Source organism: Ensifer sp. Root1252 (assembly GCF_001425885.1).
Taxonomy (GTDB): domain Bacteria; phylum Pseudomonadota; class Alphaproteobacteria; order Rhizobiales; family Rhizobiaceae; genus Ensifer; species Ensifer canadensis.
The window spans coordinates 19,655-40,616 of the sequence record NZ_LMDT01000020.1 but is presented as its reverse complement, the minus strand read 5'-3'; the positions used below and the strand labels follow the sequence as shown (position 1 = coordinate 40,616).

20 protein-coding genes are annotated in these 20,962 nt (G+C 59.8%); 2 read left to right on the top strand and 18 right to left on the bottom strand.

Annotated elements, in window-relative coordinates:
* Positions 1–28: 28 nt before the first annotated feature.
* The 9 genes from ASD02_RS19965 to ASD02_RS19925 all read right to left on the bottom strand — a co-directional run bounded on the left by ASD02_RS19965 (position 29) and on the right by ASD02_RS19925 (position 9,885).
* Positions 29–2,632, bottom strand: coding sequence for a PAS domain-containing protein (locus ASD02_RS19965; RefSeq protein WP_244494246.1), 2,604 nt, complete (start codon positions 2,630–2,632; stop codon positions 29–31).
* Between the two features lie 281 nt (positions 2,633–2,913).
* Positions 2,914–3,507 carry a glutathione S-transferase C-terminal domain-containing protein gene (locus ASD02_RS19960; protein ID WP_244494245.1) on the bottom strand — a complete coding sequence of 198 codons (594 nt, stop codon included), beginning with the start codon at positions 3,505–3,507 and terminating at the stop codon, positions 2,914–2,916.
* 51 nt (positions 3,508–3,558) lie between these two features.
* The gene (locus tag ASD02_RS19955) at positions 3,559–5,043 is read right to left on the bottom strand and encodes a mechanosensitive ion channel family protein (RefSeq protein ID WP_057208204.1); all 1,485 of its coding nucleotides are present in this window, start codon (positions 5,041–5,043) and stop codon (positions 3,559–3,561) included.
* Positions 5,044–5,067: 24 nt separating this feature from the next.
* Positions 5,068–5,286: a CBS domain-containing protein gene (locus ASD02_RS39830; RefSeq protein ID WP_244494249.1), complete on the bottom strand. Its 219-nt coding sequence runs from the start codon at positions 5,284–5,286 to the stop codon at positions 5,068–5,070.
* A gap of 346 nt (positions 5,287–5,632) precedes the next feature.
* The gene (locus tag ASD02_RS19945; protein ID WP_057213553.1) at positions 5,633–6,391 is read right to left on the bottom strand and encodes an SDR family oxidoreductase; all 759 of its coding nucleotides are present in this window, start codon (positions 6,389–6,391) and stop codon (positions 5,633–5,635) included.
* Positions 6,392–6,681: 290 nt separating this feature from the next.
* A complete protein-coding gene (locus ASD02_RS40605; RefSeq protein ID WP_063963300.1) occupies positions 6,682–7,077 on the bottom strand; it encodes a hypothetical protein in 396 nt (131 codons plus the stop codon).
* Positions 7,078–7,417: 340 nt separating this feature from the next.
* Positions 7,418–8,068 carry a response regulator transcription factor gene (locus ASD02_RS19935; RefSeq protein WP_057208200.1) on the bottom strand — a complete coding sequence of 217 codons (651 nt, stop codon included), beginning with the start codon at positions 8,066–8,068 and terminating at the stop codon, positions 7,418–7,420.
* A 215-nt stretch (positions 8,069–8,283) separates the two neighbouring features.
* Positions 8,284–8,823, bottom strand: a complete 540-nt coding sequence (locus tag ASD02_RS19930) for an Rrf2 family transcriptional regulator (RefSeq protein ID WP_057208198.1) — start codon at positions 8,821–8,823, stop codon at positions 8,284–8,286.
* A 294-nt stretch (positions 8,824–9,117) separates the two neighbouring features.
* Positions 9,118–9,885: an alpha/beta hydrolase gene (locus ASD02_RS19925; protein WP_057213550.1), complete on the bottom strand. Its 768-nt coding sequence runs from the start codon at positions 9,883–9,885 to the stop codon at positions 9,118–9,120.
* A 151-nt stretch (positions 9,886–10,036) separates the two neighbouring features.
* Between ASD02_RS19925 and ASD02_RS19920 the strand changes: the two genes are divergently transcribed.
* Both ASD02_RS19920 and ASD02_RS19915 read left to right on the top strand, forming a co-directional pair.
* A complete protein-coding gene (locus ASD02_RS19920) occupies positions 10,037–10,483 on the top strand; it encodes a MarR family transcriptional regulator (RefSeq protein WP_057221020.1) in 447 nt (148 codons plus the stop codon).
* 72 nt (positions 10,484–10,555) lie between these two features.
* Entirely contained in the window at positions 10,556–10,888 is a 333-nt protein-coding gene (locus ASD02_RS19915; protein ID WP_225968611.1) for a DUF2442 domain-containing protein, read from the top strand.
* Between the two features lie 303 nt (positions 10,889–11,191).
* Here the strand turns inward: ASD02_RS19915 and ASD02_RS19910 are convergent, their stop codons facing one another.
* The 9 genes from ASD02_RS19910 to ASD02_RS19870 form a co-directional block, all read right to left on the bottom strand.
* Complete coding sequence (locus tag ASD02_RS19910; RefSeq protein WP_057208189.1) at positions 11,192–11,935, bottom strand: amino acid ABC transporter ATP-binding protein; 744 nt, start codon at positions 11,933–11,935, stop codon at positions 11,192–11,194.
* Positions 11,932–12,906: an amino acid ABC transporter permease gene (locus ASD02_RS19905; protein ID WP_057208187.1), complete on the bottom strand. Its 975-nt coding sequence runs from the start codon at positions 12,904–12,906 to the stop codon at positions 11,932–11,934. The genes ASD02_RS19910 and ASD02_RS19905 overlap by 4 nt, the downstream gene beginning before the upstream one ends.
* Before the next feature lie 61 nt (positions 12,907–12,967).
* Entirely contained in the window at positions 12,968–13,801 is an 834-nt protein-coding gene (locus ASD02_RS19900; RefSeq protein ID WP_057208185.1) for a transporter substrate-binding domain-containing protein, read from the bottom strand.
* A 139-nt stretch (positions 13,802–13,940) separates the two neighbouring features.
* A complete protein-coding gene (locus ASD02_RS19895) occupies positions 13,941–14,330 on the bottom strand; it encodes a carboxymuconolactone decarboxylase family protein (RefSeq protein ID WP_057208183.1) in 390 nt (129 codons plus the stop codon).
* Positions 14,323–15,132, bottom strand: a complete 810-nt coding sequence (locus ASD02_RS19890; RefSeq protein WP_057208180.1) for an alpha/beta fold hydrolase — start codon at positions 15,130–15,132, stop codon at positions 14,323–14,325. Before ASD02_RS19890 ends, ASD02_RS19895 begins: the two co-directional genes overlap by 8 nt.
* A 2-nt stretch (positions 15,133–15,134) precedes the next feature.
* Positions 15,135–16,211, bottom strand: a complete 1,077-nt coding sequence (locus ASD02_RS19885) for an LLM class flavin-dependent oxidoreductase (RefSeq protein WP_057213546.1) — start codon at positions 16,209–16,211, stop codon at positions 15,135–15,137.
* A gap of 35 nt (positions 16,212–16,246) precedes the next feature.
* Positions 16,247–17,761 carry an aldehyde dehydrogenase gene (locus ASD02_RS19880; RefSeq protein ID WP_057213543.1) on the bottom strand — a complete coding sequence of 505 codons (1,515 nt, stop codon included), beginning with the start codon at positions 17,759–17,761 and terminating at the stop codon, positions 16,247–16,249.
* A gap of 1 nt (position 17,762) precedes the next feature.
* Positions 17,763–18,749: a flavin reductase gene (locus tag ASD02_RS19875; RefSeq protein WP_057213540.1), complete on the bottom strand. Its 987-nt coding sequence runs from the start codon at positions 18,747–18,749 to the stop codon at positions 17,763–17,765.
* A gap of 178 nt (positions 18,750–18,927) precedes the next feature.
* The gene (locus tag ASD02_RS19870) at positions 18,928–20,733 is read right to left on the bottom strand and encodes a helix-turn-helix domain-containing protein (RefSeq protein ID WP_057213537.1); all 1,806 of its coding nucleotides are present in this window, start codon (positions 20,731–20,733) and stop codon (positions 18,928–18,930) included.
* Between the last annotated feature and the right edge of the window lie 229 nt (positions 20,734–20,962).

Here is a 20,962-nt window from a genome sequence, read left to right as displayed (position 1 = left end):
CCGTTCCTCCCTATGGCAGGCTATTGGTTCATGGCATCTTCGCCACGTCGAGCGGCAGGGTGAACACGAAATTCGCGCCGCTCGGTTCATTCTTTTCTGCCCATAACTGACCGCCATGCGATTCTACGATCGAGCGGGAAATTGCGAGGCCCATGCCCATGCCCTGATCTTTGGTTGTAAAAAACGGCTCGAAAATCTTGTCGGGGAACTGGACGCCTCGCCCCCTGTCCTTGACCTCAACGCGCACCATATCCCCCGCCCGGAAGGCGCGGATCTGGACAACACGGTCGTTCGAAACGGAAGCCATCGCATCCATGCCGTTGCGCATGAGATTGACCAACACTTGCTGAATCTGCACCCGGTCGAATGGGACGAGCCGGAGACCGCTCTCGCCTTCGATATCCATCCTGATGCGTCGCCGACCCGCCTCCTCTGCAAGCAGGTCACGCGCCTGCCTGACGACGGCGCCAAGCTCGGAACTGTCACGCTTATCCGTCGACTGCTTGAAGAGGGCGCGAATGCGGCTGACGACATCTGCTGCGGAATTGGCGCTATGAACTATGCGATCGAGCGTTTTCTGGGCGCGTTCGATATTGGGCGGCTCGGCGGTGAGCCAGCGCTGGCAGGCGCTGGAATAGTTCATCACTGCCGAAAGCGGCTGGTTCACCTCATGCGCGATTGAGGCTGATAATTCTGCCAGGCTGGCGGCCTGACTTGAGCGGGCGAGATTTTCCTGGGCACGGCTCAACTCCTCTTGGGTCTGGACCTGATCGTCGATATCCAGGCAGATGCCGTTCCACTGAACGATTTCGCCGTCACCATTGCGCATTGCCGAAGCACGGGTCTCCACCCAACGGTACACGCCGTCAAAGCGCCTTAGGCGATGTCGTAGCAAATAGGGCTCGCCGGTCGCTAGCGAATGGGCATACCGTTCCTTCACGGCAGCTAGATCGTGCGGATGGATCACGGCGTCGAGCGTGCCTTCCAGTCGGGATTTTCCGAGACCATCCGTTTCCTCGAGATTGAAACCGAGATATTGGCGGAGCCGCTGGCTGCGATATATCGGCTTGCCATCCGGCAAGGCGCAGTAGACCAACGCGGGCAGCGTTTCGACGAGTTGCTGGAGGTGTTGCTCGCTCTCGCGTAGCGCTTCCTGGGTGGTTATGAGGTCGTGGATGTCGGAGCTCACGCCACACCATTGGACGATCGTGCCCAATTCATCCCGCAGCGGTTCGGCCCGCGTCTCGGTCCAGCGATAGTCACCGCCGGCACGGTGTTGACGGTATCTTTGAATATACGGGATGCCTGTCGCGACCGAATGTAGGAAAGCCTCTCGCGCCGCCGCCCTGTCCTCGGGGTGAACGACGCCGAGCGAAGCCGATTGATCCGGCGCGATCATATCTTCGAGCGTGGCCCCGGTGACTTCCGTGAAGGGTTTGTTGACATAGGTCGGAGCTCCGTTGGCCATCGCGCTCCAGATCAGCGCCGGCACGGTGTCGATAAGCTGCTGCAGTTGCCGTTCGCGCTCGCGGAGTGCAGCCTCGGTTCTCTTATACACGTCGATGTCCAATGCAGTTCCATACCACCCGGTAACACGTCCCTGCCTATCACGCGTCGGGCGGGCTGCAGCCCAGTGCCAGACATAAGCGCCGTTGGCACGCAGGATCCTGCATTCGAAGTTCCAATGCTCGCCTGTCCTGAGCGCGTGTCGTACTGTCTCTCCCATTCTTTCGCTATCGTCGGGATGCGTGCCGCGCTGCCAGCCCTGACGCCCGCCTTCCAGGAAGGATTTGCCATCCAGCAGAAGGTTGAGATCCTCAAGCGTCATCGCGATAGAGGTCTGCACCGCTGGAGTTGCATAGGTAAATTGTCCGGTGACGTCGATCGCCCAAGCGCCGCCATAGAGCTTTTCGATGGCAAGAGCGGCCTGGACCGCATCAGCCGTCTCACCGAACGAGCTTGCGGTCATCCAGGACTCGGCCTGGCGTGCCACAGCCGGATCGACTTCGATGCTGATCCCGTGATCCGGCTCCACACGAAACGCAACCCGCTCGTAGCTGCTATCCGCCTGAAGCTGGCGGTAGCTTCTGATCTGGGGGATGCCGTGAAAGAAGGCTCGCGCAGCCGCCTGCTCGTCGGTTAGCCTGTCGTGCGGATGTACCGTGTCCATCGACAAAAGGGGGTCCCGAGCGGGTCGACCGGCATGCGGGCTATCGGTGTCTTCGGGGAGGGCGATGTCGATTAGCGTGCCGCACCATCCGGCGATTGCGCCCTCCCCGTCACGGATCGGCTGCCCGGTGCTGCGCACCCAGCCATAGATTCCGGTCGCACGCAGCGTTCGGTGCTCGACAGTGTATTGCTCGCCCGTCTGCAAGCACCGGCGCCATGCGACAGCGGCTGCATCGTAATCTTCCGGGTGGATGACCCGACTCCAGTCGAACCTATTCTTATCCGGCTGCGAATTGAGGCTTTCCGGGCTTGCGCCGAAAAAGGCGAGCGCGGCCGGTGTCACATAGATAAGTTTGCCCGCGGCATCGGCGGCCCAGGCATTGCCGGTGATCCGCTCGACCAGCTTCGCCGCCTGTAGGGCATCGATATCGGGTGGGCCTTGCGATCCACCACTACTATCCATCCCCGACGTTCCGGCGGAGTTCGACATGCCTCAACCCGACCCCATTGCACTAGGAATTGCCATGGTGCGTCTTAGAGCGAGACAGCACTACGGCCTATTTTATGAGAAAGGTATATGGGAGCTTGCGACAAAAACACCTGTTCCGAAGGATAGGGCGAAGATTCGCAAGGCAATTTTGGCCTTAAACGCGGCTGAGGCGTACCCACTATGAGCGCCGGACAGACGTCCGCCGCTGACGCGGCGGAGCCTAAAAGGCCTGTCTGGAGAGACGCGGGCGGTTGTCAGGTGGCGAGCCCTTCACTCCTCAACGCGGCCTGGACCGAAGGCCGCGCCAGCAGGCGCCTATCGAGCGCAAGCAGCGGCGCCGGGATTTCGACGCCGAAGATCTTGGCCCAGCTCATCATCACGAACAGATAGAAATCGGCCACGCTCGGATGATCGCCGAACAGGTATTCGTCACGCATATGGTCGGCGAGATACTGAAGGCGATAGGTGATGGAGGCGCTAGTTTTGGCGTGTTCCTTCGTGTTGGCACCCAGAAATAAGGATTCGAAGCTCTTGTGGATTTCCGTGGAGAGATAGGCTAGCACCTCGATAAGCCGGGTACGGCCCAACTCGCCGCTGACGTCGAGCGCCGGCAGTTCTCCCGCTAGATAAGCCAACACCGCAACATTTTCGGTGACGACTTCGCCACTGTCGAGCATCAGCGCCGGCACATATCCCTTGGCGGTCACCGCGCGAAAATCATCCCCCGACGCGGTAATCTTCGTTTTCAAATCGACACGTTCGGCTTCGAACTGAATGTTTCCCTCGATCAGGCAGATGTGGCTCGCCAGGCTGCAGGCGCCCGGCGCGTAAAAGAGTTTCACGCCCATGGTCTCGTCCTTCTTTGGTGTTTTCGATGGTTTTCGGCCTGCGGCCGACATTCAGGTGCTGAAGATCGTCCGGATCGACTTCAAGAAAGCGGAGGCGCTCCGTTCGTGTTTTGCCGCTGCCATCGGAAGCTGGCTGTTGTCGCCGGAACATGCGGATAGCATCGCCGCGACCTCCTCGGCAATCGCCGGACGGTCGGCGATCAGGCGCGCGAAACTCTTCTGGTCGATCTCGTAGGCGGCGATCCGCGTCAGCGCTTGCAGCGTGTAAGCTTCGTGCATTCCCGCGAGGAGCCCGGTTTCACCAAAGAAGTCGCCCGCCGAAAGGCGCCGCTTTTCCTGCTGGTCATGCTGCATCGATACGACGCCGGTGCGGATAATCGTCATCGAGGGCAGCGACTGTCCTTGGGAGACGATGACATCCCCCTTGCGATATTCACGCTCTATGCCCGATTGGGCCAATTTTTCTCTTTCGGATCGCGTCAGTCCGGAGAAGATTGGATTTTCATCGATGACCTCCTGCAGCGTCACATCAGGTGGCCTGGCTGTTTCATTCGACGGGGTTCCATTGATGGTGGCCATGGGCGGCATCGCAAGCTGGATACCGGCGGATCGGCAATGTCGGTAGAAGCGGTCGATCACCTCGTTTTGCGCCTTCATCCTCAGCATCGGATTGCTCACCCGGAAAAACAGATGAATTTCCAGCGCGGTTGCATCCACGCCGCTCAGCGAAACCAAGGGCGGCGGCTCCCGCATGATGGAATTGCAGCCCGCCAGAACCGTCAGCATGGCCTCCTCGATAATCGAAGGAGCGTGCGTCGGTACCACCCGCACCGTCATCTTGAGAAGATGCGTCTCATCCGGCCGGCTGACATTAGTCAGCTTTAGCTTCGCAAGGACGCTGTTGGGCAGGACCACGATATTGTTGGCGCCCGTTAGAATCTGCGTCGAGCGCCAGGTACTTGCAATGACGCGTCCTTCCGTGCCGTCCTCAAGGAGGATCCAGTCGCCCAGCACATAGGTGTGCCCGAGATTGAGAGCGACACCGGAAAATACGTCGCCGAGTGTGTTCTGAAGAGCAAGGCCGAGCGCAATGGCTATGACGCCGGAAGTCGCAATCAGCGTTCCAACAGGGGCGCCGAAAACGAAAGCGAGGGCGGCGAGCGTGACGCACATGTAAACCGCGCCGACGACGATATCCTGCAGCAAACGGGCCTCGCGTGGCCTACCTTCCAGAACCAGATAGATCCGCACGAACCCGATGACGGCCCAAGAGAGATGGAGCCACCACAGCAACTGGGCGAAGACGATGAAAGCCGCCTGCTCGTCGCCAATACCCAGGCCTTGCGATTGACCAAGCGGAATATCTGCGAGAACGATGACGGAAGTCATGGCCGTAAAGAAGATGATCTGCACCACAAGCCGCAGATTGGAGCGCGTCGGACCGATGAATTTCCACACGGCTATTCCGGTCAGGCCAAGAATGATCAGCCATGCCAGCGGCGCAGCGGCGATTTCAATCAGATATGCTTGAAACATGACGATCGTCCCAAGATCCGGCGATTAGTAACCAATGCCAGCGATGTAGTTCGCCAACATATGTTCCTGCAGTTGTTCCTGCTCGAAGAGCAGCACTCTCAGCGCGTCGCGGATATCCAGGACACCGAGCGGTTTCGCATCGTTGCCGAGGACCGGCATGTTCTGGATGCGGTTTTCCATCATGACCTGCCATGCGGCCTGCAAATCGTCGCCCGAGCTGCAGGAAATGATGTTGCGACTCATCAGCGAATGAGATCGGATTTGCTGAGCACCCCCGCCGCCTTGCCGCCTTCCTCGCTGACGACGGCCAATTCGATCCCCGGATTGGAAAGCGTCAGGGCAGCAGCCTGCAGCGTCGCGGCGACATCGATCAACATCAGCCGACGTCATGGGATAGAGCTTTTCAATGCGCATGGATTCCTCCTGACAGCGCTCGTCGGCACAGCCGGGTATCTCGGTGTTGGTTAGAACCGCTATGGCGCCGGCCACCGGAGCCATAGCGTTGTCGATGCCAGACAAGGGCTGCGGTTAGGGTCGGTGAGCAGAGGTCTGCCGGGACGGCGAACCCAAATGGAATATGCGCGGGCGCTTACTTCTTCTGGGCGGCGGGGGACTGTAGCCAATCCTCGAAGTGGATCGCGCCGAGGCGGGCGCTGTCGTCCGGAACCAGTGTCCGGTCATTGATCTCGATCTCGAAATAACAGGCCTTAGGGTCAGCGACGAGGGTGCGCGGATCGTTGGTAGCCTTGAGGTAACGCGCGATGAACTCGTTCATAGGGGCTAGCTCCGGACCGGCGATCTCGATTACGCCGTTCACCGGCTCGGCCAGAGCGGCATCGGCCATGGCATCGGCGACATTGTCTGCTGCTATCGGCTGGAAAGCGCCCGTGGGCGCGCGAACATTCGTTCCCTCGGTCGCCGATTGAGCGATGGCCCCCACGAACTCGAAGAACTGCGTCGCGTGGACGATCGTGTAGGGAATGCCGGAATTCCGGATGTGCTCCTCCTGCCGCAGCTTGGCGCGGAAATACCCCATCGCCTGCATGCGGTCGGTACCGACGACCGACAGCGCTACGTGATGGCGAACGCCTGCAGTCTTTTCTGCAGCGAAGAGGTTGCGGCCGGCCGCTTCGAAGAATTCCATGGCGGCCTTTTCTTCGAAGCTTGGCGAGTTCGCCAGGTCGATCACGACCTGCGCACCGGCCAACGCTTCGACGAGGCCTTCTCCGGTAACTGTGTTTACACCCGAATTCGGAGAGGCAGCCAACACCTCGTGGCCACGCTTGCGAAGCCGTTCAACGGTCTTCGATCCAATGAGGCCTGTGCCTCCGATGACGACGATTTTCATGTTCAATCTCCTAGTTTAGCTTGATTCGGGTTTGCGGGTTGCGCACCGGCGTTACTTCGCGGAGGCTGCTTCCTCGATAGCGAGGCGATGGATGCGAGACCGTCAGGGCATGTGACCCGCCCTGAATGCTAAGGGTCTTCAAGGTAAGCGCACACTTCGCCATAAATCTCATTGCCGCCGGCGGGATGTTGCGATCTGCGGAACCGCAAATTGCGTGGAAGGCAGCGTCTTCCACGAGGCGACGCCCGACCGTTCGGCGACCTGTGCCACGGGACGTTGAGGAACTGCCATCAGCCGCGCCGAGTATTCGGGCACATCGGCGGCAAACTGATCGTGGAACCGGTCCGGCCGAATGTAGAGATCTTGCCGCCCTCCGGCAGCGTAGTCGTCGTTAACGCGTCGGCCAGCGTGCTGCCGGGAAATTCTCCCGAAAGGCTTACGCTGGATTCACCTGCCTCCGGAGCGACGGCGGCGAGGTCGACCGAGGCCGTCACATTCGCATTTCCGCTGGCTGTTTCGGTGTTGACCGCCAGTGCACCGATCACGTCGTTCGCGCTCGACTCCGCAAACGCGCCATGCACCAGCACGATTGTCGGCTTGTCCTGGGAATCGGCTGCTTGTGCGAACGCGGTAGCTATGGTGCCCACCGCTGCGGCGAGCGCGAGAGCTTTGATGATATCGCGCATCTTACGTCTCCAGTTAGAGCCTTTTCGGCCGGTCAGGAGAATGCATCACGGCGGCCCGCCGGCCTATCGAACCCATGCATCGGCCATCTAGTCCCAGAGTACAGGTATGATAGATCGGGTGATTAGGATGCGCCCTGACTGAGTTCACCCCATCGCAGTTCGTTAAGAGCAACGGCTTCAGCTCATGATCGGCTGCACAAAGTTTTGTAGCGAATTCGCAGTCTTCACGTATCTGGCGAAAAAGTGAAGTACGACATCGCGCGGCGCTGTGCGCCGCGACTAAACATTTTTTTAAGAAATGAGAATGGACGTAAAGCGGCGCGACGGCGCCGCCGCAAGCTCACGCTTGCGGCTTCTCGCGCAGGCTGGAAGGCAGTGAATCCCATGCACGGATGAGTTCTCCGACGGAAGTAGTTCGCATCTTGCGCATCATATTGCTGCGGTGGAGCTTCACGGTGATCTCGCTGATGCCGAGTTCGAAAGCGATCTGCTTGTTGAGGCGCCCGCGCGCCACTTCTCGAAGAACTTGCCGCTCGCGTGGGGTAAGGGTCGCAAATCGGGTGGAATGCTGGTGGATGTTTTCTGCCTGTGCCCTTTGCTCCACGTCCCGCCGAATACCGGCAATCACGGCGTCGAGCAGCGTCTGGTCGCGCACGGGTTTCGTCAGGAAATCGACGGCCCCGGCTTTCATGGCCTGCACGGTCATCGGTATGTCCCCGTATCCCGTGAGGAAGATGATGGGTTTCGTTACCCCACGCGTCGAGAGTTGGTGCTGCAGATCGAGGCCACTCGCGCCCGGCATGCGGACGTCGAGCACCAGACACCCGGGCCGGTCGGGAAGGCCGGCGCTCATCAGTTCGCGGGGCGAAGGGAAACAGGCGACGTCGAGGCCGACCGATTCGATGAGTTCCTGCAGGGAGTTGCGAACATTTTCGTCATCATCGACTACAAGAACCAGCGGACTATCCGCAACGACAGCTGGGGTGCCCATCTCATCAACTCCGGCAGATTGTAGGCGCTACCATGCGCAGCGCGCTAACCTTGCCGCACTGCGACCGAATACGCGCCGACGAGTGAAGGGTGCCGTTGCCGGCCAAGATGAATATATCCTTCATCACTCTAAATCCTCATCTTCCCGAGCCGGCCGCATCTCTGCCAGCCCGGCCGCAATTGCCAGCCGCAACCCATGTCCGCTTTTCCAGCCCGTCAGGACAATGCTCCGTCTTCTATTGCACCGCTTCGGGTCCGGCCCTTCGTCCTGTCGGCAAGCCATTTACGGACTTCGTCAGAAAATTCCGGCGGCGCCTTGCGGCTTAAGTCGCCGGCAATGTCGGCCAACGTCTCGCTTCCAAGGGAATCCCGCATGGCCTTTTCCGCGCGCAACATCACCGCGTGGATTGCGCATACGCCTTTCGTTGCCCATGACGGCGGCCGCTCCCGATATACGGCGCAGCGACCACGGATCTCCTGACAGTCGAATAAGGGCTTCCTACCTTCGATCGCATCAACAACCTCCAGAACCGTGATATTTCCAGGCTGCTTTGCGAGCAGATATCCCCCTTTGATACCCTCGGAAGCTGATACGATCCCCGCTTTTTCCAGCTTCGGAAATATCTTCGCCAGAAAACTAGGGGAAATTCCCTGAAAATCCGCCAGGTCGCGGTTGCTCAGCGGCGTTCCGGGCGAACTTGCCAACCACAGGAGACAATGCAGCCCGTATTCCACACCTGCCGTCATATGCGCCATAACGCGGACTATAATTATCCGCGTTTTGGCTGGCAAGCACTAATTTGAACCGCCGGCGAAGCGGTACTGTCGCGGTACAAAATCAGCGACCGCCGGAGACAGGAACGTCTCTCAATTCCGCTAAAGCCATCATCGGAGTTCGGCAATTGGCAGATTTGGGTGAGTTGCGATTGGGCATGCCGCACATCCTGACACCGATGGATTTTCGCGAACGTGACTGGTTGAGCCGTGCTCTTACGGCAAAGCCGCCACCCTTCCGGATGGCGGCCTTTGATCACCAGCAATTTGCAAAGATTACTGTGCAGCCTCTTCGATTAGGTCCGCGACTGCCTTGGGCTGCGACACCATCACCACATGGGATGCACCATTGATCACGACAGTGTGCTTTGAGCCTGCCCGTTCGGCCATGAAGCCGAGTGCCTTCGCAGGGATGTTCTTGTCGCCGTCCCCATAGATGAAGTAGGAGGGCAGCGTCTTCCAGGCTGGCGAACCGGACTTTTCCGTCAAGGCGGCTTCAGTGATCGGGCGCTGGCCGGCGGCCATCAATGCCGCATCCTCAATCGAAACGTCGTGGGCGAACTGGTCATGAAACTTCGCCTGGTCGATGGAAAGATCGACGCCGCGATCTGCCAGCTTGACCGGAGCGGCGAGCGCTTGGCCAAGCGTTCCGCCCGGGAACTTACCGGCGAGATCGGCAGCTGCTTCCCCTGCTTCCGGAGCAAACGCTGCCACATAGACCAGCGACTTGACATTGTCCTTGCCATTGGCAGCGGTCGAGATCACCTGGCCTCCGTAGGAATGCCCGACCAAGACGACAGATCCTGTGATGCTCGAGATGATGTCGGAAACATAGGCCGCATCGCCGGCGACACTGCGCAGGGGATTGGCCGCGGCAACGACTGTGTAACCGTCCTTCTGAAGGATCTTCGTCACACCATTCCAGCTCGAGGAGTCGGCGAAAGCGCCGTGGACGAGAACGACAGTGGGCTTTGCAGGCTGGGCGAGTGCACTGCCGGACAGGAGGGCGGCGGCAAAGGCAACGGTGGCGGCGAGTTTGAACATGACGACTTCCTTCGTGGTTCGGATCTCGGTTTAGGTCTTATTTATTTGTGTGCAATTCATTTGTGTCCAATCTATTATGCTGCCGAAACGTGGTTGTCAACCGCTTGCAAATAAATCGTGCACGATTTATCTGTTTGGAAAGGAGATCGCCATGACGAAGCCAGACGACCATCCCGGGGTCGCCGGAATGCTCTGCTTTTCCCTCTATTCCGCAAGCCACGCATTCACCCAGCTTTACCGGCCGTTGCTGGACAAGCTGAGCCTGACGTACCCGCAGTACCTGGTCATGGTGTCGCTCTGGAAACGCGACGGGCAGAACGTCAAGGAGCTGGGTAACAATCTCTTCCTTGATTCCAGCACGCTTACGCCGTTGCTCAAGCGCCTGAACATTGCCGGGTTCATCACGAGAACGCGCAACCCCCGGGACGAACGCGAGGTGCTTCTGCACCTGACGGAGAAAGGCCGCGCCCTGCAGGGGCAGGCCGATCATGTCATGCATTGCATCGGCGATGCGGTTGCGCTGGACGCGAAGGCCCTAGATACCCTCCGCGAAACGATCGACGATCTACGCAACAGGCTTCAGGCAGGGGCGGGATAGTTCGAAAACCTGCTCACAGCGACAGGCCGAGAAGCTACCTCGAAGGGGGACGCAGAGCGTGCACGCGCCCCGATCCCATCGTCGGTCCGTTTCGATGAACCTTCCAGCCGCATTGTCGTGGATTTCACAAACGGCGCAGCTTTCATGGTGCCTGCCCGATCGATACAAGGCCTGGAGAATGCAACGCCTGCCCAGTTGGCGGAAGTCGAGCTTTTGGGCGAAACTGGCTTGCATTGGGAAACCTTAGACGTGGATTTCACCATCCTCGGTTTAATGAAGGGCATATTCGGAACTGCGAAGTTCATGGAGGCTCAGCGCCGAGGCGGGCAATCTCGGTCCGCCGCGAAGATCGAGGCAAGCCGAGCCAACGGCGCGAAGGGCGGGCGTCCCCGGAAGATCAGCTAGCCGGCCAATCGCCGCGCTCTTTCAGCCGATACATTCCGAAGCAAAAAATGAAAACATCGGATGTACAAGGGGTCGCCTTCGGCGGAAGCAGGGTATTTCAGTCGCGTACTGACTTCATTGTCTTTCTTAGCACACCTGAACTCAGGCAGAGCGAGAAAAACGATCCTGGCCACTTGGTGTGATGCCCACACACAGCGTGCCGTCATCACGTAGCTGCTGAAAACCCTCTGGCGCATGTAAGTGCGATGTAAAACAGGCATCTTTCTGTCGAGTAGAGTTGAATCGATCGATGCTATTTCACGCTCAATGCTTGAGGATCTGGCTAAGAAACAGCTTCGTACGTTCATGCTGAGGGTTAGTGAAGAACTCTTTCGGCCTCCCCTGTTCGACGATCTGACCGGAATTCATAAAGATCACCCGGTCAGCAACAGCTCGGGCAAACCCCATTTCATGGGTAACGCAGACCATCGTCATGCCGTCCCGGGCAAGACTTGTCATCGTGTCGAGAACCTCCGAAACCATTTCAGGGTCGAGTGCGGAGGTCGGCTCGTCGAACAGCATCACCGCCGGTTGCATGCAAAGCGAGCGTGCGATTGCCACGCGCTGCTGCTGGCCGCCGGAAAGCTGCACCGGGTACTTGTTGGCCTGTTCGGGGATACGCACCCGCTCCAGGAACGTCAACGCCCGCGCCCGCGCCTCTGCTGCCGGAACACCGTTGATCCACATCGGCCCAACCATGCAGTTCATCAGCACAGTCATGTGGGGGAAGAGATTGAAGTGCTGGAACACCATGCCGACGTTGCGCCGCACTTCGGAGACATTGCGCATCTTGCTGTGCAGGCTGATACCGTTGACGACAATCTCACCCTCCTGGTGTGCCTCCAGGCGGTTGAAACAGCGGATGAGGGTCGACTTGCCGGAGCCGGAAGGGCCGCAGACGACGATGCGCTCGCCCTTGCGGACCGTCAGGTTGATATCCGTCAGGACCTGAAAGGCACCGTACCATTTGGAAACGTTCCTGACGTCGATGATAGTCTCAGCACTCATCGGACCTTGCTCCTGGCGTAATGACGTTCGATGCGGGACTGGATGAGTTCGAGGCAGATGGACATGATCCAGTAAAGCATGGCGGCGGATATGAGCATTTCCATGTGCTGGAAGCTCTTTTGCCCAAGCGTGCGGGCGAGGAACATAAGTTCCCAGACACCGATGACGGAGACGAGCGAACTGTCCTTCAACATAGAGATGAACTGGTTGCCGGTCGGCGGAATGATGACGGGCAGCGCCTGCGGCAGGATGATCTTGCGCATGGTAAGCCCGAAGCCAAAGCCAATGGAACGCGACGCTTCCCACTGGCCGCGGTCGATGCTTTGAATGCCCGATCGAAAGATTTCGGTCATGTAAGCGCCGTAACAGAGCGAAAGCGCCAGGATGCCGGCTGGAACCGCATCGATGATGATGCCAAGTTGGGGTAGACCCAGATAGATCAGATAGACTTGCATCAGAAGCGGGAGCCCGCGGAAGAATGATGTGTAGAAGCTTGCGATCGCATAGGCGAAACCGTTGGTCGAAAGTTTCGCAACCGCGCCAAGGATTGCGATGAGCGAGGCAATCAAGATCGAAACGGCTGAGACATAGACGGTCGTCACAAGGCCTTGCGCGATCAGGAAAGGCAGCTTCTCCTCGATAAAGGGCAGGCTTAGGTGGAAGGTCTGGAAGAAGGCGAGAAACAGCACCAGAAGCTCCATCCAGACGATGGCGATCTGCAGCCTGAGACTGGCGAAGCCGATGAGCACGATGTTCAGGCAGAAGAGCGCCGCCACGACAAGAGCAATGGCGAAACGTCCGTAGAAGCCGCTCTCCAGCGGCTCGCCTATCACCGGGCGCATCAGTTCGCCCATCGTTGTCCCGGTCAGATTGAAAGCCATGAAGACGACCAGGACGGCTGCGAAAACCGACGCCACGAACGGAGGCTTGTGGACGAGAATTTCGGAGTCAACGGTATCCGGATAGAGCATGTTAGTCCCTCTGGACAAAAAGGCGATCCGGACCAACCCGGACCGCCAGACGTAGACAAGCCTACTTCACGACCGTGTAGTCGACGCCGTACCACTTTTCCGAGAGCTTGCTCAGCGTGCCATCGGTCTGCATCGACTTGATCGCTTCGGCGATCTTGTCGTTCAGCTCCTTGTCACCGTGCTCGATGGCAACGGCCAATGGCTCATAGAAGACCGGATCGCCGACCTGCTTGATCGGATATCCGGCCTTGATGGCATCGCGAATACTCGGCAGCGACGACACCACCGCATCGACGCGAACGCCGTCGCCGAGGCGCAGGTCGTCAAAGGCCGTTGTCGAGTTGGCGTAGGACTTCACTTCCTTCGGCTTGAACGCGTATTCGAAGGCGGGAGCCCCCGCGGCATCGAGCGTCAGTTCCTGCTTCGCGTAAGCTTCGAAGGTCGACGTTGCCGTCGTTCCGACGACCTTGCCGTCCAGGTCGATCAACGTGACGGCGAGACTATCGTTGTGCACAGCGACCGCCGCCGGCGTGTAGTAGTAGACGGCCGGGAAGTCGAATATCTTGGCCCGTTCCTTGGTCGGCGTCATCGAGCCCACATGCATGTCCCAGCGGCCCTGCCAGTTGCCGGCGGTGATGATATCCCAGCCTGGGGTGACGAACTCGACGCCGACACCGAGGCGCTTGCCAATTTCCTTGGCAACATCGATGTCGAAACCGTCCATCTCGTTTTTGTCGTTCATGAAGGACTGCGGCGCCCAGCTGGCGTCGGTTGCAACCTTCAAGGTCTTTGCGTCGAGCACGCGCTCGAGCACGGCTCCGGCATTGGCCGGAAGCGCCGTGAATGATATGGCCATCGATGCGGCCGCCGCTGTCAATCTGGCGAAAGTGTTCATTCGGTCGTTCCCTCTTGTCGTTCTGGTTTGGGCAGGGTCCTCTTCCTGCCATAGGGGTGATCTTGAGTTCTCAAGCGCCCTTCTGTCTTCCGGCGATACGAGGCAGCGCGGAGCCGCCCTTTCCTAATAACCGTGGAAGTCAGCGCTCTTCTTTCTTGTCCATCTCGTCACGCACAGTCCGCGCGATCCCGAAGGTTTCGACGCCCGCGGGAATGCCGCAATAAATCGCGATCTGGACGAGTGCCGCACGAAGTTCCTCGTCGGTCAGGCCATTGCGGATCGCGCCGCGGAAATGGATGGCGAATTCATGCATGCGGTTGAGAGCCGCCAGCATACCGAGGTTGAGCAGGCTGCGCTGCTTGAGATCGAGCCCCTCGTCCGTCCAGGCTGTCCCCCAGCAATACTCATTCAAAAGATCCTGGAAGGGACGCGAGAAGGCGTCGCTGTTGCCGATTGCCCGATCGACATAGTCGTCGCCGAGCACCCTACGCCTCACGGCCTCGCCCTTCGCCTGCAGCGCCTCATCCATCGACTTTTTCCCCCTGTCTCAGAAAATCGGCCATCAACGTCGCTACGAGCTCCGGCGCTTCGACAAGAATGGAATGGCGCAGGCCCGGCAGTATCCGGAGTGCGGACCCGGGGATGCGCTCGTGCATGTACCGGGCCATCCGAGGATTGGAGCCTGCATCGTCCTCACCGGTTGCGATCAGCGTCGGGCAACGGATCTGGTCAAGGAAGCCGCCGAAATCCGTCTCGGCGAGCACCCGGTAAGCAGCGACATAACAATCCGGATCGTTTTCGGCATCGCGTGATCGTAGCCTCGCGATGATCTCGGGATTGCGCTCCTGGAAGTCTTCGGTCAGCCAGCGCGACAGCGACGCGTTGTGGTGATCAGCGGGCGTGCCCGCCCTGAGTGCCGCCAGGCGTTCAAGCACGCGCTCCCGTTCGGCCAACGTTCGTCCGGCAACCGTCGAAAGCAGCGTAAGCCGGCGCAGTCGGCCGAGATGGGTCAAGGCAAGACGCTGGGCGATGAGCCCGCCGAGTGAGAAGCCCGCGAGATTGAAGGTGGAGAAGCCCGCCTGATCGGCCAGAGCCAACGTCTCGTTGACGAAGTCGTCGATCTCGTATCGCCCCTTGACCCGGCTTGACTGGCCGTGGCCACGCAAATCGAAAGTCAGGATCGTAAAGCGATCCTTCAGCCGTTCGACTACCCCCGACCACGCCTCCAGATAAGATCCGACGCCGTGAATGCAGATGAGCGGCTCGCCCTCACCGTCGATACGGTAATTGAGCGTAACCTCTCCGATGGTATGGCGTTGGGTCCCCGCCATCGTCAGCGCCCCACCGCGACGCGCTTCTGCTCGTTCTCGCGCGCCGCAAAGAAGGGCATGATTTCCGAGATGAACAACTCCAGCGTCCGCTTCTGCAATTCGAACGGCAGGTTGAAGGTCAGGCCAAGACAATATTGGTCGACGCCAGCCGCTTCATAGGCCAGCAGCTTCTCAATCGCTTCGTCCGGTGTCCCAAACATCAGGTTTTTGCGGATGTTTTCCGGATTGTAGTTATCCTTGCCCTTGACCGCTTCATAAGGCACGGCTTCCGGGAAGCCGTCGCGCACCGCGCCGATATTCTGCATGAGGTTTTCGAAGGCGCGGCCGTAGTCCATGCTGTGCTTGACGGCGAGTTCCCCACCATCCGGCCTGTCGTAGACGCAGGTGCGGCGCTGCATCATGAAGCGCGGTCGCGGAACTTCCGGGTGATCAGCGACCGCTTTGTGAAACTTGTCAGAAAGCACCTGGATTTCAGCAGCCGGCGCAGAGAGCGGCGTCGACAGAATGCTGGCACCGTTCGCAATCGCCCAGTCGAATGTCCCGGGATCGCGCGCCGCAACCCAGATCGGCGGATGCGGCTGCTGTAGCGGCTTGGGCACGGCCGCCGTCCGAGGGAATTTCCAGTAGCGCCCTTCATGCGTGTAGTCGCCGGACCACAACTTCTTCACGGCCGGGACGATCTCCTTCATGTAGGCGACGCCTTCTTGCTGCGGCATACCGCCGGCCAGGCGATCGAACTCATACTGGTAGGAGCCGCGCGCAATACCGAATTCCAGGCGGCCATTAGTCAGATGGTCGCAAAGCGCCGACTCGCCCGCCAGCCGGATCGGGTTCCAATAGGGTGCAACCAGCGTTGATGTGCCTAGCCGAATCCGATCGGTGTGCTGTGCGAGCCAGACGAGCGTCTGGAACGGGTTCGGAGAAATCGTGCATTCAAGCGTATGATGCTCGGCGGTCCACAGCGCCTCGAAACCGCCTTCATCGGCAATTCGCGCGAGCTGAAGCAGGTTGCTCTTCACCCGCTCCATCGGTACGTCCGGAGAGAAGCGTTCCATCGTGAGGGAAACTGCGAACTTCATGGTTTTCTGCCTTTCCTGTGCCGGTGCGTTTGTCGTTACTTCAAGCGAATGACGAAGGGGTCCTGCATCGCGCCGGAGTAATCGACGATGACGTTCTTCAGCCGCGAGAACTCGTGCATGACCTCGAAGCCGCCACGCCGGCCGTAGCCGCTTTCCTTGAAGCCGCCATTGGCGGACATGAAGGAGGCGGATCGATAAGTGTTGATCCACACCGTGCCGGCGTCGATCCGATTGGCGAAGCGCAGCGCCCGATCGATGTCCTTGGTCCAGATGCCAGAGGCGAGGCCATAGCGCGTGTCGTTGGCGAGTTGGATCATCTCCTCCTCGTCGCGGAACGGCATGACCCCGACCACAGGGCCGAAGAGTTCGTCGCGCATGAAGGTCATGTCGTTCTGCGCGTCGATCATGACGGTCGGCTCGAAGTACCAGCCTCCTTCAGCAAGTCCTTCTCGCTGGGGTCGGCGGCCGCCTGTGGCGATCTTCGCGCCTTCCCTGACGCCGGATGCGACGTAGCCCTCCACTTTCGTAAGTTGGTCGGCGAGCGCGAGCGGGCCGATATCCGTGTCGTCGGCCGTCGGCAGGCCGACGCAAATCTGCTCGGTCCTGGCGACGAGCGCGTCGATGAACCTGGCGTAGGCACCCGCCTCGACAAAGCAGCGTGAGCCTGCCACGCAGGTCTGGCCGGCAGCCGCGAAGACGCCGGAGACGACCCCATTTACGGCATGTTCGATATCGACATCCCCGAAGACCACATGGGGCGACTTACCACCAAGCTCCATTGAGCAGGGAATGAGGTTCTCAGCTGCATTGCCTGCGATCCGTCGACCGGTGACCGTACTGCCCGTAAAGACATATTTCGCGACACCGGGGTGGCGCGTCAGCGCCTCCCCGGCGCTTTTTCCCGTACCCGTTACCACATTGACGACGCCAGCTGGAAAACCCGCCTCGTGGATCAGCTCGGCAAGCGCCAGCGTGGAAGCAGTTGCATGTTCCGAAGGCTTGATGACGACCGTGTTGCCGATCGCCAGGCATGGCGCCAGCGTGCCGGTCAGCAACATCAGCGGCGAATTCCACGGCGTGATCATTCCGATGACGCCCAAGGGTTCGCGAAGATTAAAGTTCAAGGTGTCGAGCCGGTTGATCGGGATCGTCTCGCCCTGCAGCTTGTCGGCCATGCCGGCGAAGTAGTGGTAGCTGTCGGGCATGGCGCGCATCTGCGCCGTGGTTTCCTTGAGCAGCTTGCCGTTGTCGCGGGTCTCGATTGCTGCAAGCGCATCGGCATTCTGACGCACGAGCTCGGCGAGACGGCGCATCAACCCGCCGCGGTCGGTCTGTGTCATGCGCCGCCACGCCGGGTTGCGAAAGGCGGTGCTGGCCGCGGCAACGGCGGCGTCGACATCGTCCGCATCGCCATCGGCAAATTCGTACCAGGGCTTGCCCGTCGTCGGGTCATAGCTTTGGATATACGTGCCGTTTCTGGGCTTCACGAACTGCCCATCGATGAACACGAGCTGGCGCGATCCTTCGATGGAGGTAACTGTCGTCTTCATATCACTGTCCTTGGTCTTGGGAGGCTTGAAGCCAGGCACGGGCTTCGCCGTCGATCATCGCGACGCGACCGCCGTCATCAGAATCCATGTAGATGCCGAAGCGCCCCGCCTGCCGCTCGCGCACATAGCGCCGCAGCATGGAACGCAGTTCATGGGTGGCGATCGCGTCATAGGGCAAATCGTCGATCGAGAAAAAGCGAAGATCACCAGGTAGGCTGCTCCCCTCGCCGGCAAGGCGGGCGCGGTAAACAAGATAACCCGGATCGCTGTCGGCAACGTCGAATACGGAATAGAGAAACGTTTCTTCCGGTACGAGGCGAAGCGCATCGCCGCCGTCGACGACGAGCTGGCTATCCGCCTTTCGACGCCGTGCCGATGGCAGCACCCAGTTGCCCTTGCCGTCCGAGCGCAGCAGCAGACCATCGCCAGCTTCGATGAGATAGCCGATGATCATGCCATGAGAAGCAAGCCAGCCATTCGGCAGCGGATCCTTCACGCTGGCGTAGCGCCCCCTGCAGAAGCCAAGCGGCGCAGTCGGGCTTGTGCCGAAGGCGCGAACCTCACCGATCAAGATCGCATGGTCGCCGGCGTCAACCGTGTTTGAGGTGGTGCAGTCGAACCAGGTCAAACTGTCTGTCAGCACCGGCGCACCCGTGTGGATGTGGTCATGCGTCACCGATTGGAACTTGTCCTGCGACTTCGAGGCGAAGATCCCGGAAACATCGACCTGTCCCTCATGCAGAACGTTGACGGCAAAGCATCCGGCTCTGGTGAAGGCGTGGTAGCTCGATGCCGACTTCGCCACGCACACGAGCAGCAAAGGCGGGTCCAACGAAACGGAGGTAAAGGAGTTTGCGGTCATGCCGCGCGGCGTGCCGTCCTCGTCACGCGTCGTGATCACGGTAACACCGGTCACGAACGTGCCGAAGGCGCGACGCAGCGCTATGGGATCGATAGGCGCGTCGGTCGATGCGGCTGTCTCGGTCATTCCTCAATGCCTCCTCTCCATCAGGTTGAGTAGAGGCTATCCCCGAGTTACCGACCATTCTTCCACGCCTTCGTAGGAGCAAAGGGAAAACGTCTCCGCCGATCCATAGGAGCATGAAGCAGGCCGAGAACGAGCGCTGCGATCGCCGCGCAACAGGTGGTCAGACCAGGAGGAAAAATCAGCCGCGGGCGGCGGAGCGATTGTCGATGACGCCGTTGAGGCGGATCGCGAGCTCGACGGCGAAACGCTTCTCCGGCGTTTCGACATCTATGCCGAAAAGCTCCTGAATGCGCGACAGCCGGTAACGCAGTGTTGTCACATGCAGGCCCATCGCATCGGCGCAGGCCTGACTGCGACAGCCCTCCTGCAAATAGATCGACAAGGTTTCCAGGTAGGGCGTTCCGTTCTGGCGGTCGTGGTCGGCAATGGCGCCTATGCTTTCTTCCACGAAGCCTCGGACATCGCCGGCCTCGCAAGCAGCGACCAGCATCGGAAGCGGACCGAAGTCCTGGGCTGCGAGCGATCCGGTCAAGCCGAAAGAGCGGCCGATCCGGATCATGCGGGCGCAGCGCTCCCAAGCGGCCGGATAGTCGGCGAGCGCCGCGCAGCGATTGCCGGCCACCACGATCGGCTCCTCATCAAAATATCGGCCCAACTCCTCCGCAATGCGGCGTGTGAGCTTTACCAGGCGCTCCTGTCGCTTGCTGGCGTCGTAAGGGACCAGGCAGACGGCACCACCAGCGATGGCGACCAGACCCGCCGGCAATGACGCCTGCTGCATGATGCGCGAAAGCGTGTGCTCGACATCGACGGACGCGCCGCCGAAAGCCTTGGTCTTGTCGGGAAAATCGATGACGATCATCTGCTGAGGCACGGAGAAACTAAGCCCAAGGCGCTGAGCACGCTGGGAGATATCATTCGCGTCGCGCCAGCGGCCCTCCACCACCTCGAAGAAAAGCTCAGTCTGGGTTCGCGTCTCAAAGCGGAAGCGAATGAAGCTGCGCATCATCTGTACACTCAGCGCAAATTTGGCGCTATCCAGCATCATCAGATCCAGGTCGCTGAATTCCTGCGGCGAAGGGAAAATGATCAGTGCGCCGACCAATTGCATGTCGACCATGAGCGCTTCGACGCGCGCGGAAATCTTGAAACGGTGATTACCGAGATCGAGAAACAGACTTGTCTCTTCGCTCGCGCCCCTTTCGGCCGCATCACGCGCCGCCTTCATCAGCGCACGGGCGAGCAAAGTCGAGGCCGCATCCTGCCAGCCATTGTCATCGATCAGCGTCGGCTTCGGCGACCTGCCGGCCATGACGTGGTTTGCGGTGAAATCGACGACAACCGTTGGATTGGGTATCATTGCGCCAACCATCGCTGAAAGCGATGACACCGATCCGTCGCTCAACACATGCTCCAGAAGCGAGGTGTGCGCCTTGAGCGTCCGCTCCAGACGCTGCGCAGACACTTTCTGTGCCTCCAGCTGATGTTCGCGCTCGACCGCAATGGCACCAAGGTGGATGATCGACCCGAGAAAGGCGAGATCATCCTCTGAGACCTCCGTCACCTGCCGCGCAATGACACTGAGCACCATAGGGCGGCCCTCCGCGTCCCTGCAATTCATCGGCATCACGAGAACGGTGCGATAGTCGCGCTCGAAGGCTTCTTTTCGATAGCCTGGAAAGTCGACCGTTTCCCGCGCGTCACGAATATAGACGGGCTCGTTGCGCTGGAGCGCGATCAGTGACGGGCTCGTCGCCAGTTCCCATTTGTCCGGCAGTTGCCGATCAATCAGCGTGGGATCGTGGCGCACGATCACATGGGCGTAGCCGTGTGCCGCATCGATGCCCATGATCGATCCCAAGGCCCAGTTGGCATGGCGGCAGGCGGCGGCGATGAGCTGCTGCAGTACGGTCCGCAAGTCGCCGCCGCTGTTGATTTGGCTGGCGACGTCGCGGAGCGACAATATCCGGGACTTCTGATCCAAATCGGCTCGCCTCTTGACTTCCGTCAACTACCATGCGCGCACAGACCGTATAAATCCACTATCTTTCATAGGAAAATTTGGACGGTTGATCCGACGAAACATAGGAACCAAAACCTGGCTTCCGCAGGTGCAGACAATCAATCTCCGGCGTACTTATCCGAGCCCGCATCCAGCACGTGTCATGCGAGTGTATTCAGACCTCGTGGCCACCGGGCTCCCTATGACCACG

What these genes read in the sequence shown, in the direction of transcription:
- ASD02_RS19945 (WP_057213553.1), bottom strand. Translation starts at nt 6,391, where the DNA reads ATGAAAATCGTCGTCATCGGAGGCACAGGCCTCATTGGATCGAAGACC.
- ASD02_RS19925 (WP_057213550.1), bottom strand. Translation starts at nt 9,885, where the DNA reads ATGTTCAAACTCGCCGCCACCGTTGCCTTTGCCGCCGCCCTCCTGTCC.
- ASD02_RS19895 (WP_057208183.1), bottom strand. Translation starts at nt 14,330, where the DNA reads ATGGATGAGGCGCTGCAGGCGAAGGGCGAGGCCGTGAGGCGTAGGGTG.
- ASD02_RS19875 (WP_057213540.1), bottom strand. Translation starts at nt 18,749, where the DNA reads ATGACCGAGACAGCCGCATCGACCGACGCGCCTATCGATCCCATAGCG.
- ASD02_RS19930 (WP_057208198.1), bottom strand. Translation starts at nt 8,823, where the DNA reads ATGGCGCATATGACGGCAGGTGTGGAATACGGGCTGCATTGTCTCCTG.
- ASD02_RS19905 (WP_057208187.1), bottom strand. Translation starts at nt 12,906, where the DNA reads ATGCTCTATCCGGATACCGTTGACTCCGAAATTCTCGTCCACAAGCCT.
- ASD02_RS40605 (WP_063963300.1), bottom strand. Translation starts at nt 7,077, where the DNA reads ATGCGCGATATCATCAAAGCTCTCGCGCTCGCCGCAGCGGTGGGCACC.
- ASD02_RS19920 (WP_057221020.1), top strand. Translation starts at nt 10,037, where the DNA reads ATGACGAAGCCAGACGACCATCCCGGGGTCGCCGGAATGCTCTGCTTT.
- ASD02_RS19880 (WP_057213543.1), bottom strand. Translation starts at nt 17,761, where the DNA reads ATGAAGACGACAGTTACCTCCATCGAAGGATCGCGCCAGCTCGTGTTC.
- ASD02_RS19885 (WP_057213546.1), bottom strand. Translation starts at nt 16,211, where the DNA reads ATGAAGTTCGCAGTTTCCCTCACGATGGAACGCTTCTCTCCGGACGTA.
- ASD02_RS19890 (WP_057208180.1), bottom strand. Translation starts at nt 15,132, where the DNA reads ATGGCGGGGACCCAACGCCATACCATCGGAGAGGTTACGCTCAATTAC.
- ASD02_RS19910 (WP_057208189.1), bottom strand. Translation starts at nt 11,935, where the DNA reads ATGAGTGCTGAGACTATCATCGACGTCAGGAACGTTTCCAAATGGTAC.
- ASD02_RS19935 (WP_057208200.1), bottom strand. Translation starts at nt 8,068, where the DNA reads ATGGGCACCCCAGCTGTCGTTGCGGATAGTCCGCTGGTTCTTGTAGTC.
- ASD02_RS19955 (WP_057208204.1), bottom strand. Translation starts at nt 5,043, where the DNA reads ATGTTTCAAGCATATCTGATTGAAATCGCCGCTGCGCCGCTGGCATGG.
- ASD02_RS19965 (WP_244494246.1), bottom strand. Translation starts at nt 2,632, where the DNA reads ATGGATAGTAGTGGTGGATCGCAAGGCCCACCCGATATCGATGCCCTA.
- ASD02_RS19960 (WP_244494245.1), bottom strand. Translation starts at nt 3,507, where the DNA reads ATGGGCGTGAAACTCTTTTACGCGCCGGGCGCCTGCAGCCTGGCGAGC.
- ASD02_RS39830 (WP_244494249.1), bottom strand. Translation starts at nt 5,286, where the DNA reads ATGAGTCGCAACATCATTTCCTGCAGCTCGGGCGACGATTTGCAGGCC.
- ASD02_RS19900 (WP_057208185.1), bottom strand. Translation starts at nt 13,801, where the DNA reads ATGAACACTTTCGCCAGATTGACAGCGGCGGCCGCATCGATGGCCATA.